This window comes from Marivirga harenae (genome assembly GCF_030534335.1).
In the GTDB taxonomy this organism is placed as follows: domain Bacteria; phylum Bacteroidota; class Bacteroidia; order Cytophagales; family Cyclobacteriaceae; genus Marivirga; species Marivirga harenae.
On record NZ_CP130565.1, the window covers coordinates 3,868,241 to 3,890,039 of the forward strand.

Sequence of the window (21,799 nt, forward strand, 5' to 3'; positions counted from 1 at the left end):
TAGTAGGGGAAATATATGGAATCAAATAAATCATCCGCATTAAGAATAGGTCAAAAAAATAAAAAGCTTGATTTAAGCGAAAACATGGGGAAAATGCCCCCACAAGCGGTCGATTTAGAGGAGATTGTATTAGGTGCTTTAATGCTAGAAAAAGATGCTTTAACCAATGTTATTGACATTTTAAAACCTGAAAGTTTTTACCGAGAAGCCCACGAAGAAATTTATAAGGCCATCGTGCAACTTTTCAACAATTCGGAACCTGTTGATTTAATGACGGTTACGAATCAGCTTCGAAAAAATGGAAAATTAGATTTAATTGGTGGTGCTTACTATATCACCTCCTTAACTTCTAGAGTCAACTCAGCAGCCAATATTGAATACCATGCCAGAATCATTGCGGAGCAGGCTATCAAAAGGCAATTGATTAAGATCTCGCGTGAAATACAAGAGGATGCCTATGAAGATACCACAGATGTATTTGATTTATTGGATAAAACAGAACAGGAATTATTTGATGTAACCAATTCTAACATCAAGAAGAATTATGCCGATATGTCTTCATTAATGAAGCAGGCATTTGTGGAATTAGAAGAGCGAAGAAATCATACGGATGGATTAACTGGAGTTCCTACCGGATTCTCAGCTTTGGATCGTGTTACTTCGGGTTGGCAAAAATCCGATATGGTTATTATTGCTGCTAGACCGGGTATGGGTAAAACTGCTTTTATCGTATCTGCCCTCCGAAATGCTGCTGTAGATTTCAAACAACCTGTGGCCATCTTCTCTTTAGAGATGTCTTCTGTCCAATTAGTGAACAGGCTCATTTCTTCAGAGGCAGAGCTTGATTCAGAAAAAATTAAAAAAGGCGACTTAAAAGATTATGAATGGCAGCAGTTAGTGCATAAAACTGCAGCCTTGACAGAAGCCCCTATTTTTATTGATGACACTCCTGCCCTATCCATTTTGGAACTACGGGCAAAATGTAGAAGACTCAAGCAGCAACACGATATTCAATTGGTAGTTATTGATTACCTTCAATTAATGTCAGGGGACACCTCTAAATCTGGAGGCGGTGGAGGAAATCGAGAGCAAGAGATTGCCTCTATTTCTCGGTCATTGAAGAATATTGCCAAAGAACTCAGTGTTCCGGTTATTGCCCTTTCTCAGTTGAGTCGAGCGGTTGAAACCCGTGGTGGAGATAAAAGACCGCAGCTTTCCGATTTGAGGGAATCAGGATCAATCGAGCAGGATGCTGATATGGTAATGTTCCTTTACCGGCCAGAGTATTATGGCATCACAGAAGATGAAAACGGAATGCCCACTTCCAATGTAGGGGAAGTGATTATAGCTAAGCATAGAAATGGGTCCTTGGAAACAGTGCCGCTTAAATTTATCGGTAGATTTACCAAATTCTCGGATTTGGACTCACCTAGTGGCGGTGGTGAACCGGCTGGCTACGGCACTACTTTCCCATCGCAAGCAGGAGTACCTTCCGATTTTGATGCTCCTAGCTCTGTTACCTTACCGAGCAAAGCAACGGGAAATGATAATTCTCAAGACGCTGACGAAGCTCCATTTTAGGATAGAAACAGGATAATATTTTTGGTTTTAACCAGATAAATATATTTTTGGAACAATGGCATCCGAGCTGACCGGTTTCTGCACATTAAGATCCGAATGATTAACTTGCTGATAGAAGCTAATAGGTTAAAACTTGAATGGTTTTGTTGAATTAAAAAATATTGTAAAAATGAAGGCACTGATTATATCAGAAAATAATCAAATAGAAATTGTTGAAAAGCAAAAACCACATCCGAACTCAAATCAAGTCTTGATTAAAATTCAGGCCGTAGCCTTAAATCATAGGGATCAATTTATAAGAGAAGGAAAGTACCCCGGTATCCAAGTGGGGACAATTTTAGGTTCCGATGCATGTGGAATCGTAGTAGAAGCTGGACCAGATGTAGATCCCTCATGGCATCAAAAAGAAGTTCTAATAAACCCGAATGTTGACTGGGGTGATAATTCCAAAGTACAATCATCAAAATACCACATATTGGGTACTCCTTCAGATGGTGTTTTTTGTGAATATATGGTGATTGAGCCCAATAAAATTATCGAAAAACCAGCACATTTGAGCTTTGAGGCTGGAGCGGCTCTTCCTCTAGGAGGAATGACGGCTTTCAGAGCGTTATTTCATCATGGAAATTGTCAAAAAAATGAGAATGTATTGATTTCAGGGGTTGGAGGCGGAGTAGCACAATTTGCATTTCAATTTGCATTAGCGACCGGAGCTAATGTTTTTGTTACTTCCAGCGATGAATTAAAGAGAACAAAATCTATTGAGTTGGGGGCAAAGGAAGCCTTTAACTATAGAGATGAAAATTGGGTAAAGGTAGCAAAAGAAAAATCAGGAGGTTTTGATTTGGTAATTGACAGTGCAGCAGGAGATGGAATAAACGATCTGATTAAACTAATGAAGCCAGCTGGCAGAATTGTGTTTTATGGAGCAACCCAGGGCAAACCAAAAAACTTGGATGTGCACAGAATGTTTTGGAACCAAGTTACTTTGCAGGGTAGCACTATGGCTAATGATGATGAGTTTAAAGCCATGATTACCTTCGTGAAGAAAAACAGAATTGAGCCAATAATTGACTCTATTAGACCTTTTGAAGAGATTGCTGATGCCTTTGATAAAATGAAAGAAGGTAAACAGTTTGGCAAATTGGTAGCCAAACTTTAGATCTAGCATCATTTCAATAACATAAACCGCTGCTGGCATCGGTAGTGGGAAATTTAACTTTCTACTGCATGTAATCTTGCCACTTCACTAAAGTAAACTTACGCTTGCCTTTTTCATCTTTAAAAGAAAAAAAACCATATTCATAGCAGAAAAGGTAAGTTTGCTTTTTGCTATTTCGCCAAAAGTGAGTGAAGTATTTTGGGTCAAAACCATATTTAAACAGTTCTCCTGACTCTACAGTAGCTTTACCAGCTCTGTTATAATTTTTCAGAATCCTTCTATTCAGCTTAAGCTGTTTATCCACCTTCTTGAAGAGAGAGCTCTCTTTCTTCTTATTTTTCTCATAATGGTAGTTTGATTTGCAATAAGGACTACAGAATTTCTTTCCTTCTCTTCCATTTACCTCCTTTCCGCAATTTGGGCATGCTTTCATAACCGTAGATTTTTACGTTTAATAAACGTTTAAATCTACGGTTATTTTTGTAAAACAATAAATCATTGGCAGTATTTGCATAAAAAAAGTTATGGATATACAGAAACAAATAACACTAAAGCATTTACTCATCAATAATGAAAAGAAAATCGGGATTCAATTTTACCCAGACAAGGTAATACAGGCATTAATCAAATCATTAGAGAACGTAAAGTGGAGCGAAAAATATCAAATGGTGTATGTACCTAATACTCAACAGAATTTCTATTCTATATTAAAAACCTTTAAAGGAGTTGCCTGGGTAAATATGAGGTATTTTGCCAGAAATAAGTCATTTAATACTAATGGACAGGACTTAAATATAGATGATTTAAGAAAACGATTTACTAAAATTCCTGAATCTTACTTCCAAAAACTAGAGCTAAAAAAATACGCTTACATGACAGCTAAAAACTACACTTCTTGCTTCGAACGTTTTATTAGGCATTTTCCCAGACAAAAATTGATAGAAATTGATGAGGAAGATATAAAAAACTATTTAAAAGGACTGGTTCAAAGGAAATATTCAGACTCATATATCAATATGGCTATTAACAGTATCAAATTTTATTATGAAGTAGTAGAAGGAATGCCTAATCGCTTCTATTCCATTGAAAGACCCATGAAAACTGAGAAACTACCAGAAATATTAAATAAAGATGAAGTGCTTTCGATGATCAATAAGACATATAATATTAAACATCAATGCATCATAAGTTTACTTTATTCTTCAGGACTTAGAAGAGGAGAATTACTCAATTTAAAAATTAGTGATATAGATGGAAAAAGGATGACCATAAGAGTAAATCAGGGAAAAGGGAAAAAAGACAGATTTAGTATTTTGAGTGAAAAGCTCCTTCTTAAGCTGCGCTTATATTATAAACAACATAAACCGGTGCACTATTTATTTGAAGGTAAAAAAGGGCAGCAATACAGTGGAAGCAGCGTAAGGCAGATTGTTGCAAAAGCAGCAAAAAGTGCAAATATAAGAAAAGCAGTCCGACCACACATGTTAAGACACTCATTTGCAACACATTTGTTAGAAGCAGGAACAGACTTGAGACATATTCAAATACTTTTAGGGCATAATTCAACCAAAACCACAGAAATTTATACTCATGTAGCTACGGATACTTTTAAAACAATTAAAAATCCACTAGATTGCGCCTAAACTATAAAAGGTATAGTGACAACTTTTATGTCACTAGCCAATTGTTGTAGCTCATGCAATGAAAAATCTCTTAACCATACTACTACTAACTTTTGCTTCTTGCAACTCCGGACAGAAAGAGTTGTCCATCAAAAGGGTTTTTCCCTCAACAGAGATTATTGAGATTGCCAAATTTCGTGATTATAGTGAATTAATTAAGAAATTGAAGACTTTCGACTGTATAGAGGCACAAAAATTATTGAAATTTCAGGATCATTTTATACCTGTTCATTTAAGTATTTATTGCTTAAATGGTGGGAATTTTGTTGATATTAAAGAACGAAATGTTTTTAAAGTTAATGAAAGCTCTGAATTTAGCCAAAAAGATGTTGAGGACTTTATACTAAATAACGGTAGGAACATTGAGTTATCGGAATCACCGACTAATGCAATAATTGCGATGAACTTCTCTATAAATACGAAGATAAATGAAATAGTATCAAAAATGTCAACCGTAAATATGGCGTATCAAGCAATATGGACTAGGCAAGCACAGATCAGATTTGAAAAAAATCCTGCTGAATTATCAAATGGAGAGATAGAAAAATTGACGTCACAGTTTTACCCCTATCAAACAGCTATAATTCCCCCTAGACAGTTAAATCATTAAATGTGTAGAGAATAGTAACGAGCTACAACATTCTGTCATAAATCATGGCTGTTAGTAGGTTTTGTTCCTTCAGCTCTTTGTAGAAAGCCCGGCAATCCGCAGGATTGCCTTATTGGTAAAGAATTAATTTAATAAGCCAATCCTGCGGATTGCCTCGGTAGTTAACGCAAATTTTTATACTTTTAATCAGCCACGAATTTATACAGTGGCGTTGTGAGCAATTATGAATTCCAGAACTAAAATAATTTTACTTCTTATCATTTCGGTCTTAGCTGTCATGTTCGGTATCAGTCTCTTTCAAAGTCTTACGGATACGGGATTCTATGTGAGCACTAGAAAAATGGAGGCAAAACTTGATGACAAAGAAAAATTGATTCGTTTTGAAATTGATGAATCTGCACAATATCCTTACCAAGCTATATTGAATTTTGAAGGATATATTAATGGTAAAGGAATATTAAGTTTTGGGACTTCAGATTCCTCAATTTATGTTTCAGACACTATTGATGATGACTTCAAGATAAACTATCGATCAGATTTATATGCGGACTGGTGTATCATTAAATATATGCCAATTAGTGCAACTGACGGACAAGTCAAGATAAAATGTGAAATCTTATCACATAAAAAATGACAGCTCACAACATTGCATAAAAACCCATTTGCTCACCACCTTGTAGAGAATTGATTGCTAAATAGCCTGTAATTTATGCTTGCTTTTCATAGCTAGCAACCAAAGATATTGCGATGGGCAAGTATAGTGCTTAATTATTCTAAGGTTTTGCAATTAATGAAGTGTATCAGTTTGCGGAGAAAGCATAAATTACTACTTTCAGTATTTCATAGCCTAGTATAGCAAACGGGTTTTATACAGGCGTTAGGGTTAATTGAAGTAAAAAAGAATGACAAATGAAAATTTCGAACATAGCCTCGACAGTCCACCAGAATTTGGTGAATTAACCTTATCATTTCCAATTGAGCCTGTCTCATTACAATCTAATTCCTCTAAACGTGAGTTTGTAAAAACCTCAATAAGAAAATCTGTAAAAAAATTAAATTATCTTCTAAGTGGCGATGTAAAGATTGAAATACAATGGTTAGTTCATGAGCAAGAACGTTATGAAAGTCCAAACTCGCCCGATATGGACAATATAATTAAGCCGATTTTGGACGGTCTTTCTGGTCCAGACGGTGTTCTTATCGATGATTGCCAAGTGCAAACCGTAGGTAGTCATTGGATTGATTGGACCAAAAGAGAGCACCAAATAAATATTTCTATCCGATACATTCCAGACGATTATATCACTAAACAGAATTTAATATTTGTTAATATGGGCAGTAATCTCTATATGCCATTTCATACTGATTTACCACCTGAGTTCAATCTAAAAATACTTAATCATCTTAAAAAAGGGTTTGATTTAAAAGAAAGGTTCATGGAACAAACATTGGACTATTACCAAGCAAAACTATTCACATCAGTGCAGAGAGTTTTCCATAAATCCAGAGTACATGGTCACTTTAAAACGGTTGAATTTGATGATTTCAAGAATCAATTAGAGAAATGAAATAACCCTAACATTCTGTATAAATCATGGCTGTTAGTAGGTTATTGTTCCTTTAGCTCTTTGTAGAATGGCCGGCAATCCGCGGGATTGCCTTATTGGTGAAAAATTAAATTAATAAGCCAATCCTGCGGATTGCCTCGGTAGTTAACGCAAATTTTTATACTTTTAATCAGCCACGAATTTATACAGTGGCGTTACAGACAATCCTCGATGATTCACACTTTAGCAACTACCATATTTTTATTTATCACCTTAGCTGCTTTCGGGCAAACTGACGGAATAACAGAAATTAAGAAGCTGTATAGGGAAACTCAGGATAACAAATCTACCTATAAGACGCTGACGCAAGATGATTTTGAAAATTCATCCGAGGGAGGAGAACTAATAGCATATAAGGACTCTAAAGAAGTTCGTTTAATCGAAGCAAGCTACTATGGGCACATGGGTAAGACCGAAGCGGAATTCTATTACCTGAATGGACAAATCTACTTTATTTTCCTCAAGGAATTTAGATATAATATGCCACCTACAGAATTAGGGTACGATCAGGACAAAACGACAACGGAAGAATCTAGATTCTATTTTTGGGACAACAGAATGATCCGCTGGATCAACCCAGATGGCGAGTACATGGATACTGAATCTCCTGAATTCCTGAATACATCAACAGAAAACTATGATTGGGCTAATGAACTGCTAGAAATGAATAAATAAAGTCTGTAACATTTGCTAAAAATGCATTTGCTTATTGCTTCTAGCAAAGTAAGTAGGGAATTCTCCACAAAGCCAAACTTGATATTTCCTTTAGATTAAGACAAGCAATTAGCTTAGTTTTTACTCTTTTCTCTGTCAATAATTGTGGTTATGGTTTGGCTTCGCTACTTTAGTATTTCATCAGCGAAGTATAGCAAACGCATTTTAGCTTCGCGTTATGCACAACATGAGGTACGTAATAACCATAATAGTCATCATTCAATCATTTGCTTCATTTGCTCAAAAGGAAGTGAACTTTGATGATTTTTTAAACTTGTTCCCAGGTAAAAAAATTGATTCCGTTTATCAGGTAAAATTTCTTGAACAGGGTTATTTTCCTCAATATCAAACCTTAGGAGCTGTAAGAATCAAAGATAGGACACACTCTTATATTAGCCTTATAATTCAATCTGATTGTTTTGCAGGTGGGATGTGTGAATCTCAAGAATTGTATACCTTTTCAAATGATGGTAATCTGATAGACCAATACGAAATACAAAGGGAAAAAGCGGACTGCTCATTCTCAAGTAAAAAGCTAAGCGAATTTTTTGATTCATTATTCTATACTGTCACGATTGAAGAAGAAGGAGACTGTTCAATTGATTTAATTACAAAAAGGAAAATTAGTATAGAAGAAATTGAAATCACACAAGATGGAGAAATTGAAGTAAAATCACAGCGAATAATTCCTTCAAATCGGAATCATCCCAATTTATCATATCAGAGACTAGAAGCTGGTAAATTAAATCAATTAGACGAGGATAAATTGGCAGAGATGCGAAATGAAATATTTGCTTCCTATGGATATGATTTTAAAACTGCTAGATGGAAGAATTTCTTTGAAGCATTTTCATGGTACCAACCTTCTAAACAAAGCGTATCGAAAGATGAATTAAACTTAATAGAGCAATATAATCTTGAATTAATTGTTTCTGAGGAGAATACTAGATAGGCTGTGCATAACATTTGCTAAAAATGCATTTGCTTACTGCTTCTAGCAAAGCGAGTAGGATATTCTCCACAAAGCCAAACGGATGATTTCATTTAGATTTAGGTTAAGCATTCAGCAAGGTTCTCTTCTTTTCTCTTTCAATAATTGTGGTTATGGTTTGGCTTCGCTACTTTAGTATTTCATCAGCGAAGTATAGCAAACGCATTTTAGCTTCGCGTTATGGGCAATAAACTACTAAAAGATGTATACTGACCTCCCATTAAGTAATAGAGATGACGATAAGCTTGGCAGATACTTGTTTGCTGAAGAAATTGCCAATGGGTTAGTTAATTCATTCGCTGACAACAATGAAAGTATTGTTTTAGGAATCAATGGGAATTGGGGATCAGGAAAGTCTACCCTAATTAATTTTATAATCGAGGAGGTCGAAAGATTATCTGCTGAAAAAGAAAAGGACATAATTGTTTTAAATTTTAATCCTTGGATGTTCTCTGGCCAAAAAGAACTTCAAAATATCTTTCTTAAGGAACTCTATCTAAAGTTCGAGAGTCAAAAAGAAAAACTAAAAAAAGCTTCAAAAAAACTAGCTGATTTCCTTGGACACCTTAATTGGCTAAAATATGTCCATTCTGGAACTGGAGAGGCAGTAAAAGACGCTAAATCTTTTCTTGATGGATTAGCTAAAGAAAAAGACCTGGGTCAATTAAAAAAAGATGTAGATGAACTCCTCATCGAAAGTAAAGTAAAACTTTATGTTACAATTGACGATATCGACCGTTTAACACCCTCTGAAATAACGGACATATTCCAACTAGTCAAACTTAATGGAAATTTTGCCAATACGATTTTTCTTCTGGCATATGACAGAGAAGTTGTTACAGGAGCTTTGAATACTCAATTTGGAGAAAATGGAAAAAAATATATTGAGAAGATAGTTCAAGTTGATTATACACTTCCTAAAATTTCTAGAACAGATGTAGAAAGACTATTCATTGATAGCTTAACACATACTTTTAATGACAAACAAATTGAAGATGCTATCAATAGAACATTTGAGAATTTAGGAAACGAGGAATTTCTTAAGCTCTTTAAATCCTTGAGAGACGTTTACCGATTTAACAACAGTGTTAAACTTAGATTGCCCTCAATTTACATAGAGCTAAATATTCGGGATTTTTTCTTAATCGAAGCTTTAAGAATTTTTAGACCCGAAGCATATGAGTTTATTCTTGAATCCAAAAATGAACTAACTCATAGGGACAAAAATCAAACTTTTTACAATTCCTATTCAGGACATACTAAGGAAGAGTCCAAAGCAGAATTGATTGAAAAACAAGACCTGGATCATATATCTAAAAGTATTATAAAGGACTTATTTTTATTCGACCAAAGAAGCTTTATAGGCCATACCTCGACAGAGGATTTAATTCGAGAAAAGAGAATAGCAAACCCGAACTATTTTGATAGGTATTTCAATCTTCAACTAACAAATTTCGACATTCAAGAAAGGGTTTTTAATGGATTTATTAACAGTCTAGATATTGAAGAGAAAGTTAGAATCTTAGAGGACATACAAAAACAGGATAAATTATTTCAATTTCTAAACTGGATAGAAATAAAGAGCTTCAAGGTAGAACCTGCCAAAATTGAAAACATGGTAATTTCCGCATTTAAGTTTTCAGATTCAATTGAATATGAAAGGGAAACGTTCTATTCATTTGACTCAAACTTCATGATTATTCAGAGATTTTGTTCAAAACAGATTGACAGGCTGGATAAACAAGAATTAAGGCGATCAGTGATTGAAAAACACGTGACTGACTCACATAAAAAACTAAGCTTTTCTTCATTCTATACTCTTAACTCTTTATTGAGATCTAAAGAAATGTCTGATAAAGGTGAATTATACTCTGACCGAATGTGGTATGGTGTTTTTGAGAATCCTTCTGGAGATAATGCTTCTTATGAAAAGAAACTTATCAAATGGTACAAGAAGGCATCTAAAATACTCTTTCAAGAATATCTCAAAAATCCAGATTATCTGAACGGTCAAGAATTAATATTAGTATTACCTGATTTAAAACTTCATCATAGTTCATTTTATGACAAAGAATTCAAAAATCTAATTTCGGATGATAGAAAATTACTTGAGCTTCTGATCCTGTGTGTAACAAGAAATTATATGATATCAGGTAGTGTGACTGGTTTTCAACTTGCTAAGTATCAGCTATTAGATGGAATGGATGTTGAAGTCATCAAAAAACGACTAGAAAATATTAGTAAGGAGGATTTAACCAAAGACGAACTTGCAGTTATTAAATTCTTCAATAAAGCATATGATGATGGATTTGAAGAAAAGAAGTACTATAATTTCTACACATTAGAAGACGTAGGCAAATGGTAAAAGCCCATAACACTATATATAGTTTATGGCGGGAAATACGGTAAATGAAAATTAATTACTTTTAACAATTATGGTACTAAACGCAAAGAAAACAGTTCAAAATCCGCCACAAACCATATACTTAGCGTTAGTAGCAATTCCAGAACTTGCAAATGAAATTCTTAACGGACAGATATATTAGATCCTTATTTTTGATCGGGTTGGGTATTTACTTTATCGTTGAACACGAGATACGGGAAAGACCGCAATCAACGGAAGACCTAATCGACCTTCATGGGACAATTACTGATTATTCATTTAAGGATAATACAGGTTGGAGAGGAAACGGACGTCAGTATTATATATATTTGGACGGTTATCCAACTAAATTTCAAGTAAAAGCAGACTATCTAAGATTTTTTAATAAACAACAATTTGAGTACAACTTTAAACGTGATAGTCGAGTAAAACTGAGCATCCCTAGGTATCAAGAGAGCTTAGTAGGAACAGACGAGAATGTTTTTTTGACATCAATTTCAGTTAACGGATTTGAATTTCTTTCAAAGGATGAGACAATTAGTAGAGAAATTACCATGGCAACTTCAAATTCGGATTACATTTTGGGTGGCGTTTCTATTGCAATAGGAATATTGATTTTCCTATTCTATGACAAAATTAAAAAAAGCTACTAACATCACCTATGAATGAATGGGGTTTCATCAGTCAGGAAATTTTGGCGGTACTTGGAAAGTCAGCCACAATGTGTAAATTTATTAATTGCTGTGGCTGTGTGCAGATGGCAAGCTTAGTAGTTTCAAAGCCCCACTCATCATAGCTAGGCGTTGTAAGTAATGCCGAAAAACCCAGAAACTGAATGAATAAAACAATATTTGAAATAACCAAAATGGACTGTCCTTCGGAGGAAAATCTAATCCGAATGAAATTAGACGGAATTTCAAGTATTGCGAATTTGGACTTTGATATTCCAAACCGAAAACTGACTGTTTTTCACAGCGGAGAAACCGACCAAATCGAAAAGTCCGTTATCGAACTAAATTTAGGCGGAAAGAAAATCTCGACCGAACAAACCGACCAAACGGAATTTAAAGAAAACGCAAACCAAAAAAAGTTACTTTGGTCTGTACTTGCCATAAATTTTGCCTTTTTCATAATCGAAATGACAACAGGAATAATCTCAAAATCAATGGGACTTGTTGCCGATAGTTTGGATATGCTTGCCGACAGTTTTGTTTACGGAATTAGTTTGTTTGCGGTTGGCGGAACATTGATTAAGAAAAAGCGTATTGCCAAACTTGCTGGATATTTTCAAATTACACTTGCAATTATCGGATTTGTGGAAGTTTTAAGAAGATTTTTCGGAGACGAGAAATTACCCGATTTTTCGACAATGATTATCGTTTCGATTTTTGCACTTATCGCAAACGGAATTTGTCTTTACATTTTGCAAAAGTCAAAGAGCAAAGAAGAGGCACATATGAAAGCGAGTATGATTTTCACCTCAAATGACGTGATTATCAATTTAGGAGTAATAATAGCTGGACTTTTGGTAAATTGGTTGAGTTCGAGCAAGCCTGATTTGATTATCGGAACAATCGTTTTCATTTTGGTAATTCAAGGAGCGTTTCGGATTTTGAAATTAAGTAAGTGAATAAAAAAGCACTACTTACAACAATGGCTATACGTAATGCGGGTTTTCTGCTAAACGAAAGGTCAGTGCATTTTAAGGAGTCCGCCAATACTTTAATTTGGTATTTAAAGTGAATAAATTAAAAACAAAATATAAACTATTGGCTCAGTGCAAATTTGAAACTTTCAGCTTTCAAATCCCGCACTACGCATAGCCGAACCGTTATAGCTAATAAGCTCCTCAAAACACTGCTAATGGCAAAGAAAGTGAAATTTTATCAACTATGGGATCCTAAAAATATAATTTGGGGGACATTAGTAGTTCTTTTAATTTTTGCACTTATTTTCTTCAGTTTCTATTACCCCCAGATGGCAGACAGTAAGCGACTTTCTGGCTTTGACTCACAGACAGAGGGACAATTAATCGAATACCAACCTGTTGAGAATTTAAAGCAAACAAAATTGGGAACAGAAGTGGTTACTGACAGATATAAAATCACTTACTCATACACAGTAAATGGACAAAAATACCAGGAAACAGAATCTATTGAAGGTCTTTTAAAATATGGAAATATCTTGGACAGAATTAGAAGCAAAGAAAAGCACATCACTGTTCTTTACATGTCAACAGAACCTTCGAAGAGTACAGTGGACCTTGAAAACTAAAAAAGCTATAACAAGATATAAAACCCATTTGCTCACCACCTTGTAGCGAATTGAGTGCAAAATAGCCCGTAATTTAAGCTTGCTTTTCATAGCTAGCAACCAAGTGTAATGCATTGATCAATTATGGCACCTAATTATTCAAAGCTTTTGCAATTAATGAAGTGTATCCGTTTGCGAAGAAAGCATAAATTACTACTTTCAATATTTCATAGACCAGTATAACAAACGGGTTTTATACGGTCGTTACCCACCATCGTGAAGAAACAGCTACTCTACATATTAACCTTTGCCTGCTTCATATCAACTCTGAATCTGAACGCACAAATAAAGCGAACAGATTTAGATGGCGATTGGCAGACCAACAATAAAGATAGTCTCTACTACAAGACTGATTCTATTGAATTTCATCTGGACATCAACCACTGGATAAACATCGAAACTTGCGACATAGTTAACTGGCGAACTGAGAAGGGTAGTTTCAAGTTCATCGAGACTTATTTATGCACTGAACCAGGTCGAGAGCGATGGTCAACAGTTAAAGAAAAACTTCTAATAAAGAAAAGAGACTATGGACAAGTGATTCAACTCAAAAGAAACGGAGAACTTTTTGACCAGCTCAAAGTGATCGAACTAACAGAAAGTAGAGTTGACCGCTACCCTTTTGATATCAAACGATTAACTGTTCTCAGATTTGATCAGTTAGATGATCAGAAACTTTATAATTACGTTGACTCCTTAGTCTATAAAGTTTTGAAGTACAGACCGGAAGAAATTGATTCGACAGCAATTAATCTTATAACTGAAGGTGCAGCAGCAACAACAGCGAAGATTACAATAAGGGACGGTAATAATTCTAACCCCAAACCTTTATTAGTTGTGAACGGGCATGTTGTTGAACACTATGAGTTTCTGAAACTATTTCTCTTCGTTGAGGCAACTACTATTCAGTATCTGACTAAAGAACAAGCAACAATGCTGTACGGTACAAGAGCGGTAAACGGGGTAATCGTGATCCAACTTTCTAACAGCAAATTCAAGAAGATATGGAAGAAATACGGTGGGTAACAAATGCTATGAATGAATGGGGTTTCATCGGTCAGGATATTTTCGTGGGGATTGGAAAGTCCGCCACAAGTTTTAAATTTAAATCAAGGCGTGGCTATGTGCGAGACGAGAGGTTAGTGCTTTCTAATCCCCACTCATCATAGCTGGTCGTTAGGCAATATACAGAACTGCATAAATGGAACTAAAACACAATATCTCAAAATTTTGGCCAAGAATAGGGGCTCTTCTAATTGATTTCATGATAATTGGAATTTTCGGATTAATATTAGGGTTGATATTTGAAGACTTTTTCGTCTCGATGGGACGTCAAGGTCTGATTTTCGGGTTAATAATTACACTAATCTATTTTTCAATTGGTAACTCTGAAATCTCAAAGGGTCAAACAATTGGAAAAAAGGCCGTGAAGATAAAAACCATTGATTCGTCAGGCAGTACTATATCAATGCAAAAATCTCTATTGCGTGCATGTATATTATTTGCTCCTTATTTTTTGATTAATTATCCAATACCGGGAGTCGATGATTTATCATTTTTGAACGTATACAAAGGATCAATATTAATCTCAGCACTTGCTGGAATTATAATTTTGTACATCGCAAATAAGTCGACCAGACAGTCACTGCATGATTTAGTTATTGGAACGTATGTAGTGAAAGATGAGGATAGTGAAAATGTTTCAGAATTACAGCCTAATAGCAAAATAGGAATTTACCTTTCCATTGGTTTAACTATCGCTCTTATCAGCTTTACAACATATAACCTCTTAAACAAGGATTCTGTAATAAATGACTATGATGATGTTATTGGGAAAATTAGTAAAATAGATGGCATCTTAAGTGTCGAAGCAACTCGCAACACAACAACATTTTATGGTGACGAAGAAAGTATAACTGAGAGTTATTCACTCCTTTTGCACGTTCAAGATATACCCGATGGATCTGATTTTGAACAATCTAAAATTGTTAAAGAATCCGTAAAGATTTTATTTCAGCTAAACCCTGAAGTTAAAGGTTTAGATTTAATCACTGTTACACTTAATCGAGGGTTTAACATTGGAATCGCTAAAAAGAATAACTCATTTTCATCGAGTAAATCTCCAACCGATTGGTCAGAAATAATAGAATGATACATTGCCTAACATCCTGTATAAATCATGGCTGTTCAGCAGGTTATTGTTCCTTCAGCTCTTTATAGAAAGCCCGGCAATCCGCAGGATTGCCTTATTGGTGAAAAATTAATTTAATAAGCCAATCCTGCGGATTGCCTCGGTAGTTAACGCAAATTTTTATACTTTTAATCAGCCACGAATTTATACAGTGGCGTTAGCATCAATAATGAGAACTGGAATCATTCATCGATACGATATTTCATCAGTTGTTTTTCCTTCAATAGCGGAAGAACTACAATCCGTGGATGGTTTAAATCTAATAAGTGGCGAAAGACTAAGAAAAGAATTCTTGACCAGAAATTCTCAACTCGCCAATACTATCAATAATTGTATCGAAAATGGCGAATTAATACCTAAAGATCTTTGGGCTCCATTTTATACTTCTCTTAATGAATCGGAAAAACTAAATGTATTTTGCGGGTTATGGACTAACCTAGATCACTTTAAAGAGTTTGAACGATATTTTAATAGAAACAACATTCGACTTGAATTCATTAAGTACTATAGAATAAATGATATTCAAAGGGCAATTGATTTAGCTGTTGAAAAATATTCAAAGGTATTCGAAAATAATACTGAACATTTAAAGAAGAAGATTGAGGAATATGACAACAGAATCATGGAATTGTGTGCTTATGCAAAGCAAATCTATAATGTCGAACTTCTAGACTATTTTGACGATGAAATAAGAGTTAATGATACAAGATAGAATAAAGGAATATCGAAGAAGAATCTCAGACGGGATGTATATTTCTGCTTATGAAATCTTAATCTCTGAAATAGATAAAAGTGGGACAACGAATGAAATAGTAGAACTTTCGAAGGAACTCTCTGGAGAATTGAGAGGAATAGCTTATCTGTATTCTGCAAGAAAAGCTGAAAAGCTGGCAAATGAAATGGAAGCACTTTGAAAGTTAGTTATAAAAATAAATGGTGAGGGAATTTATGGATAAATACAGCTCCATTCTAAATGAATTTAGGTCAGTCACTCTGGACTATAGAGAAGAGATTAAGCATTTTGAAAAATCATTAAAAAGTAAACCACTTTCATCTCTTAACTATTCAACTGACGAAGACCAGATATTGCATCAAACACAAGCTTATAATTTGTTTAATCAATACATAAACAATTTACTTGTAAGGATTGATAAAATCCAAAATACTTCCAAAAAACCATTGAAGAACAAATACTTGAAGGAATTCGGAAGCAGAAACTCACTTACTAACGGAAAATTTTATGATTATGCAGTTGGTCATGAAATGTGGAGAGAGAAAGAACCCAGACTATACGAACTAATTGAGACGAAATTGCGAAGATATATCGAACTTGAGAATCAGTTGGATCAGATAATAAATAAAAATGAACAATAAAAAAGATGCTAACACTGTGTAAAAATGCATTAAAACGCATTTTACACTCAACGTTATGAGCAATAGCCATGAAAACAACATCTATCATATTACTATCTCTAATTATCACTTTCAATATTTTGGGACAGGATTACCAGATAGAAACAGCAGAAGATAGCTTGATAATTAGAGATTGGGACATAAACAATTTCCCATTTAATCTGAGGAGTAACCCACTAGATACATTGCTAAAGATGTATAACCCTATTACAGAGTCACAAACTTATCAAAATCGACATGTAGATGATCAAATTGATACTGTTTTCACATTAAAAATAGATGCTAGCTATTTTGAGGTCTACAAAAATCCAAGTGAGAATTATATTACTTCAGCCCTATTCTTAAATAAAGGCCTGCAAACCAAACATGGATTTCATGTAGGATCAACTAAAGAACAGGTTCGAGATGCACTAGAAAAATACAAACTAACCGAAATCCCTAACTACATCAGATTAGAAACTATTGAGATCCCTGAATACTTTGAATTATACTTTAAGAATGGAAAAATTGTTAAAATTAAGTATACTGGTTACAGTGATTAATTAGAAGCTCATAACAACACATAAAACCAATTTGCTCACCACCTTGTAGCAAAGTCAGCAGTAAAAGCCAGCAATTTATGCTTTCACTTTGTGGCAACTTCATCAACTGGCGGACCCTCCTTCGGCGGGCAGGCCTAACAATGAAGCAATCAACTCAAGTTTTTGCCATCATCGGGCGGACTGGACTTTACCGACCCACTGGACTGGCTGTAGGTGGACAGCATCACTTTAATCTAGCAGATTGCCTTGGTGGAAACCGCATAAATTGCTTAGTTTAGCTTTTCATAGCTTACATCGGCAAACAGGTTTTATGTAGGCGTTAGAGCCAATACCATGATTCGATATTTTCTACTAATTATCATAATGTCTGCATGCTCTCCTCCTAACGAGGATTGTTTAGAAAAACTGAACAGCGAGCTTGGCTCTAAGTATTCTGAGCCTCTTGACGAGTTGACCCATGAATTCGAGCGTATTGTGATGAAATCAGACGGTTCAAGTTTCCCAGATAAATGTAGGAATTTCCTAAAACCTCTTGCATCTGGGAAGGATCAAGAATTCTTCTCAAAAATTGTCAAGAGAGAAGAGCTTGTGAACGCTGTTAGTGGATTGGACACTATGATTTTCAAGTATGAATACTATAAAACGGATAGCCTCTCAACTAAGAAATATATTTCGAACAAATGGAACAGTAACTTTATCAAAGCGCTATCAACCTTAACGGAATGTGACGAATTGATTTCCGGATATGTAGAAACTATAGTGGAAACTGGGGGAATAGGACCTGTTCTAGTGGCGAATGGAGCAATTGTTAATTACAGTGATGAAGAATTCAACAACCCAATTGTCAAGCGAATACTGGCAGTGGAAGTTCTTCTACCTTACTTGACATATTCTCCTGACTAAAAAAGGCTCTAACATTACCTAAAAATGCATTTGCTTACTGCTTCTAGCAAGTTGAGCATATAATTCTCCACAAAGCCAATCACTTATCTTCCTTTAAAAAGAGAATTCAGACAAAGTGTTTATCTCCTTTTACTGCTTTGTAATTGTAGTTACGGTTTGGCTTTGCTACTTTGGTACTCCGTCAGCTAATTGTGGCAAACGCATTTTAGCATGGCGTTGTGGCGCATAATGAAAGAGATGAGAAAAATTTCAGCAACTATATTTCTGTTTTTAGTTTTTGCTTGTAACAACAAGAATTCTACATATGTGGACAAGTATTCCGTGATAATACATGAGCATGACTATTACTCAAAAAATTACAAAACCTTTATTCCCACAAAAGAAGACATCTCAAAAGGTTTAATTCTGTTTAAGAAGGAGATTAATAGTTCAGATTATTTTTTTAAAGGTTCGCCTGAAATTGTAGACTCTGTTTACAAACAATACTTCGGTTACTACGATGATGACCATAAAGTACTCATGATTAATTGCTTGTGTGAACTGATGGAGTTCCCAGACAGTATAGACTACTTCAATAGGAAGCTAATAATTCCAGATGATGGAGGCATTTGCTATTTCAGAGGATATGTAAACTTGAGTAATAATAAAGTAGAACTTCAAGTAAATGGGAATTAAACAGACGACTCCACAACATCATATAAAACCCATTTGCTCAGCACCTTGTAGGAAATCGAGTGCTAAATTGCCTGTAATTTATGCTTGCTTTTCATAGCTGGCAACCAAAGATATTGCTTTGATTGACAGGTAAAGCGCCTGGTTATTCTAAGCTTTTGCAAATAATGAAGTGCTTCAGTTTGTGGAGAAAGCATAAATTACTACTTTCAGTATTTCATAGACCAGTATAACAAACGGGTTTTATACAGGCGTTGTAAATCATTCGGTTCTAAATCATCAATTGGTACTATTAAAATCAATCCATTAAAACTGTTCATTTACGACTGCGTTTATTTTATTATCTTTGTACAAAAGGAAAGAGCATGAACATTCAAGCCGAAAAACTCAGGATAATGAAAATGATTCTTGAAACAGATAATCCAACTATTCTTGAATCAATTAAGAATCTATTTGTAAAACAACCCAATTCAGACTTTTGGACAACTCTCCAGGAGAATGAGAAAGAAGATATTCTAAAGGGAATAGAAGAGCTTGAAAAGGGAGAAGTGGTTAACTACGATGACTTTATAGCAAGACACCGGTAATGAGAGAAATATTACTCTCGAAACGAGCATCTGACAAGTTAGAAAAACTGCTTGAATATCTTGAATTGGAATGGTCTCTGAAGGTGAAAAAGGCTTTTATTGGCAAGCTCGACACCGCATTTGCTCAAATCTCAAAATACCCAGATAGTGCACCTAAATCTGATTCGGTAAAAGGCCTTCACAGATTTGTAATATCGAAGCAGACTACCATGTACTATAAATATGATAGCAAATCAATAAAAATTGTTACCTTTTTTGATACCAGAATGAATCCTAAAAGGCTAAAGAAGGACACCAAATAGAAACGATTTACAACATTGTATAAAAACCCATTTGCTCACCACCTTGTTGCCACTTTTCTGCTAAATAGCCCGTAATTTGTGCTTGCTTTCCATAGCTAGCAACCAAAGATATTGCGCGGGAAAAGTATGGTACTTAATTATTCATAGCTTTTGCAATTAATGAAGTGTATCAGTTTGTGGAGAAAGCATAAATTACTACTTTCAGTATTTCATAGCCAAGTAAAGCAAACGGGTTTTATATTAGCGTTATCGATAATCTACACAATGCCAATGAAGATATTTTTTCAATCCCTAATACTTGGATGTTTTCTACTTTGCCTTCCCGCAACTGCTCAAGAAGTAGGTTACATAAATGATCCAGACGGTTATACCAACATCAGAGAAGGACAAAGTTCAGATACTGAAATTATTGCGAGGTTTGTGACTGGCGAACGGTTTCTTTACTATCCGGCTGCCAATAGTAGCTGGTGGAAGGTTGTAAAAAAGATTAGCAGGAATAAGACTGTTGAGGGATATGTTCACAAATCAAGAATTCAGCCTATATACCATTCGGATGGTAATTCGAATATCGGTTTGAAAAGAATATATCATGAGTTTGATCGAACTGCTTCAAGTTTCCGAACATCAAAACGAGATATTGGAACTTCAAATTTACCGCAATATTATTTTATTGAAACCATAGATGAACAAGGACGGGTAATTGATTTAAAGTTCATGGAGAACGGACGAATAATTAATAATCACTTATGTTATCTATCTCCGTGGATGAAGTTTGAATATCCAAATCAAACAACTATAATTCAATATAATTTGAATGCAGATGGTTCTAAACTCTCTGAAATAGAATGCGAAATGTGGTACAAGACTACATACACTATAAATGAAGAACAAAACAAAATACTGAATACAGAAATTGAATTCTCAATTGATAGCACTTCACTTTTAAATGATTATGGTTGGACAAAAGACGAATTGTATCCAATACTTGAGAACCTAGAGGATAAGAATTATAATGCAAGAACCATTACAGGTTACCTTAAATCAACCGCTAAACTCGATGGTAAATTTCCGATCGGAGAAGAATGCATTCTTAAACATTACGATTATTTAGGTCTTGAATATGAAGAACTTAAACAGTTAATGGAATAAAAGAAATCGATAACATCCTGTATAAATCATGGCTTTTAGTAGGTTATTGTTCTTTCAGCTCTTTGTAGAAAGCCCGGCAATCCGCTGGATGGCCTTATAGTTGAAAATTAATTTAATAAGCCAATCCTGCGGATTGCCTCGGTAGTTAACGCAAATTTTTATACTTTTAATCAGCCACGAATTTATACAGTGGCGTTGGCGTGCATACAAGAAAATGAAACTGCTTCTTCAAATATTGACCATTGCTTTATTATTTGTGACAACTTCTTGTTGCGACATTCTCTGTGAACGACAAGAACATGCTGAACTAATAATTGAGAAAGTTGAGAAGTTCAAACAGAATAATGGACGACTACCAAAAGATGTGACTGAAATAGGATTGGACGATACTCAAATGCACCTCTCATTTTATCAAATAACAAGTGATACGACTTATATGGTTTGGTACGGACTCAGTCTTGGAGAATCGAAAATCTACAGGTCTGAAACAAAAAAATGGACAGAAGAAGGATGAGAAATAAATGGAAAATAGGTTTTTGGATTTGCCTTCTCCTTTTAATTGTAACAGCAGCTATTGGGTTCTATTCAGTTATTGACCAGGCAGTGACACTAACATACATGAAAGAAGGATATTCAGATACCGAAGCTGACTTGGAATCTGTAATTCAAATAATAGAGCAAACTGACCAAAGTAAGCAGGAGGTTAAAATGGTGCTTAAAGAACACAGGCTCTATGAATACATGGATTTTGAAACAGACACAATCGGACTTGAACGCATTCTGCTCATCTTTAATAACGATTCATTAAAAAGTATCAAAAAGCAATGGTGAAAAGAAAAAACGACACGCCAACATTCTGTGCTATGAAAAGCCATAAGAGATTCAGCCAACTCTAAAAGCCGGGTTTGCTCTATAAATTTACGATATTTATTTCAAATCACTACTGCCATTGTTGAAACTGTTGATTGTGGGTAAGTTATGGACAGGGCCCGTGGGA

26 protein-coding genes are annotated in these 21,799 nt (G+C 34.9%); 25 read left to right on the forward strand and 1 reads right to left on the reverse strand.

Annotated elements, in window-relative coordinates:
* Positions 1-15: 15 nt before the first annotated feature.
* Both dnaB and Q3Y49_RS16485 read left to right on the forward strand, forming a co-directional pair.
* A complete protein-coding gene (dnaB, locus tag Q3Y49_RS16480) occupies positions 16-1,581 on the forward strand; it encodes a replicative DNA helicase (protein WP_303269690.1) in 1,566 nt (521 codons plus the stop codon).
* 169 nt (positions 1,582-1,750) lie between these two features.
* Positions 1,751-2,743, forward strand: coding sequence for a quinone oxidoreductase family protein (locus Q3Y49_RS16485; RefSeq protein WP_303269691.1), 993 nt, complete (start codon positions 1,751-1,753; stop codon positions 2,741-2,743).
* 61 nt (positions 2,744-2,804) lie between these two features.
* On the opposite strand, the gene Q3Y49_RS16490 is transcribed toward Q3Y49_RS16485, so the two are convergent.
* The gene (locus tag Q3Y49_RS16490) at positions 2,805-3,176 is read right to left on the reverse strand and encodes a DNA gyrase inhibitor YacG (RefSeq protein WP_303269693.1); all 372 of its coding nucleotides are present in this window, start codon (positions 3,174-3,176) and stop codon (positions 2,805-2,807) included.
* A 91-nt stretch (positions 3,177-3,267) separates the two neighbouring features.
* On the opposite strand from Q3Y49_RS16490, the gene xerA reads away from it, so the two are divergent.
* From xerA to Q3Y49_RS16605, 23 genes are all read left to right on the forward strand, one after another.
* Entirely contained in the window at positions 3,268-4,386 is a 1,119-nt protein-coding gene (gene xerA / locus Q3Y49_RS16495) for a site-specific tyrosine recombinase/integron integrase (protein ID WP_303269694.1), read from the forward strand.
* Positions 4,387-4,444: 58 nt separating this feature from the next.
* Positions 4,445-5,035 carry a hypothetical protein gene (locus tag Q3Y49_RS16500; RefSeq protein ID WP_303269695.1) on the forward strand — a complete coding sequence of 197 codons (591 nt, stop codon included), beginning with the start codon at positions 4,445-4,447 and terminating at the stop codon, positions 5,033-5,035.
* Positions 5,036-5,258: 223 nt separating this feature from the next.
* A complete protein-coding gene (locus tag Q3Y49_RS16505) occupies positions 5,259-5,669 on the forward strand; it encodes a hypothetical protein (RefSeq protein ID WP_303269696.1) in 411 nt (136 codons plus the stop codon).
* Positions 5,670-5,937: 268 nt separating this feature from the next.
* A complete protein-coding gene (locus Q3Y49_RS16510) occupies positions 5,938-6,603 on the forward strand; it encodes a RusA family crossover junction endodeoxyribonuclease (RefSeq protein WP_303269697.1) in 666 nt (221 codons plus the stop codon).
* A 210-nt stretch (positions 6,604-6,813) separates the two neighbouring features.
* Positions 6,814-7,317 carry a hypothetical protein gene (locus Q3Y49_RS16515; RefSeq protein WP_303269700.1) on the forward strand — a complete coding sequence of 168 codons (504 nt, stop codon included), beginning with the start codon at positions 6,814-6,816 and terminating at the stop codon, positions 7,315-7,317.
* A gap of 226 nt (positions 7,318-7,543) precedes the next feature.
* Entirely contained in the window at positions 7,544-8,308 is a 765-nt protein-coding gene (locus tag Q3Y49_RS16520; protein WP_303269702.1) for a YARHG domain-containing protein, read from the forward strand.
* A gap of 241 nt (positions 8,309-8,549) precedes the next feature.
* Positions 8,550-10,712: a KAP family P-loop NTPase fold protein gene (locus Q3Y49_RS16525; protein ID WP_303269704.1), complete on the forward strand. Its 2,163-nt coding sequence runs from the start codon at positions 8,550-8,552 to the stop codon at positions 10,710-10,712.
* 152 nt (positions 10,713-10,864) lie between these two features.
* Complete coding sequence (locus Q3Y49_RS16530) at positions 10,865-11,383, forward strand: hypothetical protein (protein WP_303269705.1); 519 nt, start codon at positions 10,865-10,867, stop codon at positions 11,381-11,383.
* 182 nt (positions 11,384-11,565) lie between these two features.
* A complete protein-coding gene (locus tag Q3Y49_RS16535; protein WP_293162893.1) occupies positions 11,566-12,360 on the forward strand; it encodes a cation efflux transmembrane domain-containing protein in 795 nt (264 codons plus the stop codon).
* Between the two features lie 233 nt (positions 12,361-12,593).
* Complete coding sequence (locus Q3Y49_RS16540; protein WP_303269706.1) at positions 12,594-13,004, forward strand: hypothetical protein; 411 nt, start codon at positions 12,594-12,596, stop codon at positions 13,002-13,004.
* Positions 13,005-13,259: 255 nt separating this feature from the next.
* Positions 13,260-14,069 (forward strand): hypothetical protein, encoded by an 810-nt coding sequence (locus Q3Y49_RS16545; RefSeq protein ID WP_303269708.1) that lies wholly within the window; start codon positions 13,260-13,262, stop codon positions 14,067-14,069.
* A gap of 175 nt (positions 14,070-14,244) precedes the next feature.
* Positions 14,245-15,195, forward strand: a complete 951-nt coding sequence (locus Q3Y49_RS16550) for an RDD family protein (RefSeq protein WP_303269710.1) — start codon at positions 14,245-14,247, stop codon at positions 15,193-15,195.
* 208 nt (positions 15,196-15,403) lie between these two features.
* Positions 15,404-15,946 carry a hypothetical protein gene (locus Q3Y49_RS16555; RefSeq protein ID WP_303269711.1) on the forward strand — a complete coding sequence of 181 codons (543 nt, stop codon included), beginning with the start codon at positions 15,404-15,406 and terminating at the stop codon, positions 15,944-15,946.
* Complete coding sequence (locus tag Q3Y49_RS16560) at positions 15,933-16,148, forward strand: hypothetical protein (protein ID WP_303269713.1); 216 nt, start codon at positions 15,933-15,935, stop codon at positions 16,146-16,148. Before Q3Y49_RS16555 ends, Q3Y49_RS16560 begins: the two co-directional genes overlap by 14 nt.
* 34 nt (positions 16,149-16,182) lie before the next feature.
* The gene (locus Q3Y49_RS16565) at positions 16,183-16,608 is read left to right on the forward strand and encodes a hypothetical protein (RefSeq protein ID WP_303269715.1); all 426 of its coding nucleotides are present in this window, start codon (positions 16,183-16,185) and stop codon (positions 16,606-16,608) included.
* 68 nt (positions 16,609-16,676) lie between these two features.
* Positions 16,677-17,189: a hypothetical protein gene (locus Q3Y49_RS16570; RefSeq protein ID WP_303269716.1), complete on the forward strand. Its 513-nt coding sequence runs from the start codon at positions 16,677-16,679 to the stop codon at positions 17,187-17,189.
* Positions 17,190-17,522: 333 nt separating this feature from the next.
* On the forward strand, positions 17,523-18,092 hold the full coding sequence (locus Q3Y49_RS16575; RefSeq protein ID WP_303269717.1) for a hypothetical protein: 570 nt from the start codon (positions 17,523-17,525) through the stop codon (positions 18,090-18,092).
* Between the two features lie 237 nt (positions 18,093-18,329).
* A complete protein-coding gene (locus Q3Y49_RS16580; protein ID WP_303269718.1) occupies positions 18,330-18,767 on the forward strand; it encodes a hypothetical protein in 438 nt (145 codons plus the stop codon).
* Between the two features lie 362 nt (positions 18,768-19,129).
* Positions 19,130-19,351 (forward strand): hypothetical protein, encoded by a 222-nt coding sequence (locus Q3Y49_RS16585; RefSeq protein ID WP_303269720.1) that lies wholly within the window; start codon positions 19,130-19,132, stop codon positions 19,349-19,351.
* The gene (locus Q3Y49_RS16590) at positions 19,351-19,653 is read left to right on the forward strand and encodes a type II toxin-antitoxin system RelE/ParE family toxin (RefSeq protein ID WP_303269721.1); all 303 of its coding nucleotides are present in this window, start codon (positions 19,351-19,353) and stop codon (positions 19,651-19,653) included. The genes Q3Y49_RS16585 and Q3Y49_RS16590 overlap by 1 nt, the downstream gene beginning before the upstream one ends.
* A 270-nt stretch (positions 19,654-19,923) precedes the next feature.
* Positions 19,924-20,802, forward strand: coding sequence for an SH3 domain-containing protein (locus Q3Y49_RS16595; protein ID WP_303269723.1), 879 nt, complete (start codon positions 19,924-19,926; stop codon positions 20,800-20,802).
* Between the two features lie 214 nt (positions 20,803-21,016).
* Positions 21,017-21,316, forward strand: coding sequence for a hypothetical protein (locus tag Q3Y49_RS16600; RefSeq protein ID WP_303269724.1), 300 nt, complete (start codon positions 21,017-21,019; stop codon positions 21,314-21,316).
* Positions 21,298-21,633 carry a hypothetical protein gene (locus Q3Y49_RS16605; RefSeq protein ID WP_303269727.1) on the forward strand — a complete coding sequence of 112 codons (336 nt, stop codon included), beginning with the start codon at positions 21,298-21,300 and terminating at the stop codon, positions 21,631-21,633. The genes Q3Y49_RS16600 and Q3Y49_RS16605 overlap by 19 nt, the downstream gene beginning before the upstream one ends.
* Positions 21,634-21,799 lie beyond the last annotated feature (166 nt).

Coding starts and splice junctions, on each gene's coding strand:
- Q3Y49_RS16585 (WP_303269720.1), top strand. CDS start 19,130: ATGAACATTCAAGCCGAAAAACTCAGGATAATGAAAATGATTCTTGAA.
- Q3Y49_RS16505 (WP_303269696.1), top strand. CDS start 5,259: ATGAATTCCAGAACTAAAATAATTTTACTTCTTATCATTTCGGTCTTA.
- Q3Y49_RS16490 (WP_303269693.1), bottom strand. CDS start 3,176: ATGAAAGCATGCCCAAATTGCGGAAAGGAGGTAAATGGAAGAGAAGGA.
- Q3Y49_RS16515 (WP_303269700.1), top strand. CDS start 6,814: ATGATTCACACTTTAGCAACTACCATATTTTTATTTATCACCTTAGCT.
- dnaB (WP_303269690.1), top strand. CDS start 16: ATGGAATCAAATAAATCATCCGCATTAAGAATAGGTCAAAAAAATAAA.
- Q3Y49_RS16540 (WP_303269706.1), top strand. CDS start 12,594: ATGGCAAAGAAAGTGAAATTTTATCAACTATGGGATCCTAAAAATATA.
- Q3Y49_RS16485 (WP_303269691.1), top strand. CDS start 1,751: ATGAAGGCACTGATTATATCAGAAAATAATCAAATAGAAATTGTTGAA.
- Q3Y49_RS16575 (WP_303269717.1), top strand. CDS start 17,523: ATGATTCGATATTTTCTACTAATTATCATAATGTCTGCATGCTCTCCT.
- Q3Y49_RS16510 (WP_303269697.1), top strand. CDS start 5,938: ATGACAAATGAAAATTTCGAACATAGCCTCGACAGTCCACCAGAATTT.
- xerA (WP_303269694.1), top strand. CDS start 3,268: ATGGATATACAGAAACAAATAACACTAAAGCATTTACTCATCAATAAT.
- Q3Y49_RS16520 (WP_303269702.1), top strand. CDS start 7,544: ATGAGGTACGTAATAACCATAATAGTCATCATTCAATCATTTGCTTCA.
- Q3Y49_RS16600 (WP_303269724.1), top strand. CDS start 21,017: ATGAAACTGCTTCTTCAAATATTGACCATTGCTTTATTATTTGTGACA.
- Q3Y49_RS16530 (WP_303269705.1), top strand. CDS start 10,865: ATGAAATTCTTAACGGACAGATATATTAGATCCTTATTTTTGATCGGG.
- Q3Y49_RS16590 (WP_303269721.1), top strand. CDS start 19,351: ATGAGAGAAATATTACTCTCGAAACGAGCATCTGACAAGTTAGAAAAA.
- Q3Y49_RS16500 (WP_303269695.1), top strand. CDS start 4,445: ATGAAAAATCTCTTAACCATACTACTACTAACTTTTGCTTCTTGCAAC.
- Q3Y49_RS16605 (WP_303269727.1), top strand. CDS start 21,298: ATGGACAGAAGAAGGATGAGAAATAAATGGAAAATAGGTTTTTGGATT.
- Q3Y49_RS16570 (WP_303269716.1), top strand. CDS start 16,677: ATGAAAACAACATCTATCATATTACTATCTCTAATTATCACTTTCAAT.
- Q3Y49_RS16595 (WP_303269723.1), top strand. CDS start 19,924: ATGAAGATATTTTTTCAATCCCTAATACTTGGATGTTTTCTACTTTGC.
- Q3Y49_RS16550 (WP_303269710.1), top strand. CDS start 14,245: ATGGAACTAAAACACAATATCTCAAAATTTTGGCCAAGAATAGGGGCT.
- Q3Y49_RS16560 (WP_303269713.1), top strand. CDS start 15,933: ATGATACAAGATAGAATAAAGGAATATCGAAGAAGAATCTCAGACGGG.
- Q3Y49_RS16535 (WP_293162893.1), top strand. CDS start 11,566: ATGAATAAAACAATATTTGAAATAACCAAAATGGACTGTCCTTCGGAG.
- Q3Y49_RS16525 (WP_303269704.1), top strand. CDS start 8,550: ATGTATACTGACCTCCCATTAAGTAATAGAGATGACGATAAGCTTGGC.
- Q3Y49_RS16565 (WP_303269715.1), top strand. CDS start 16,183: ATGGATAAATACAGCTCCATTCTAAATGAATTTAGGTCAGTCACTCTG.
- Q3Y49_RS16580 (WP_303269718.1), top strand. CDS start 18,330: ATGAGAAAAATTTCAGCAACTATATTTCTGTTTTTAGTTTTTGCTTGT.
- Q3Y49_RS16555 (WP_303269711.1), top strand. CDS start 15,404: ATGAGAACTGGAATCATTCATCGATACGATATTTCATCAGTTGTTTTT.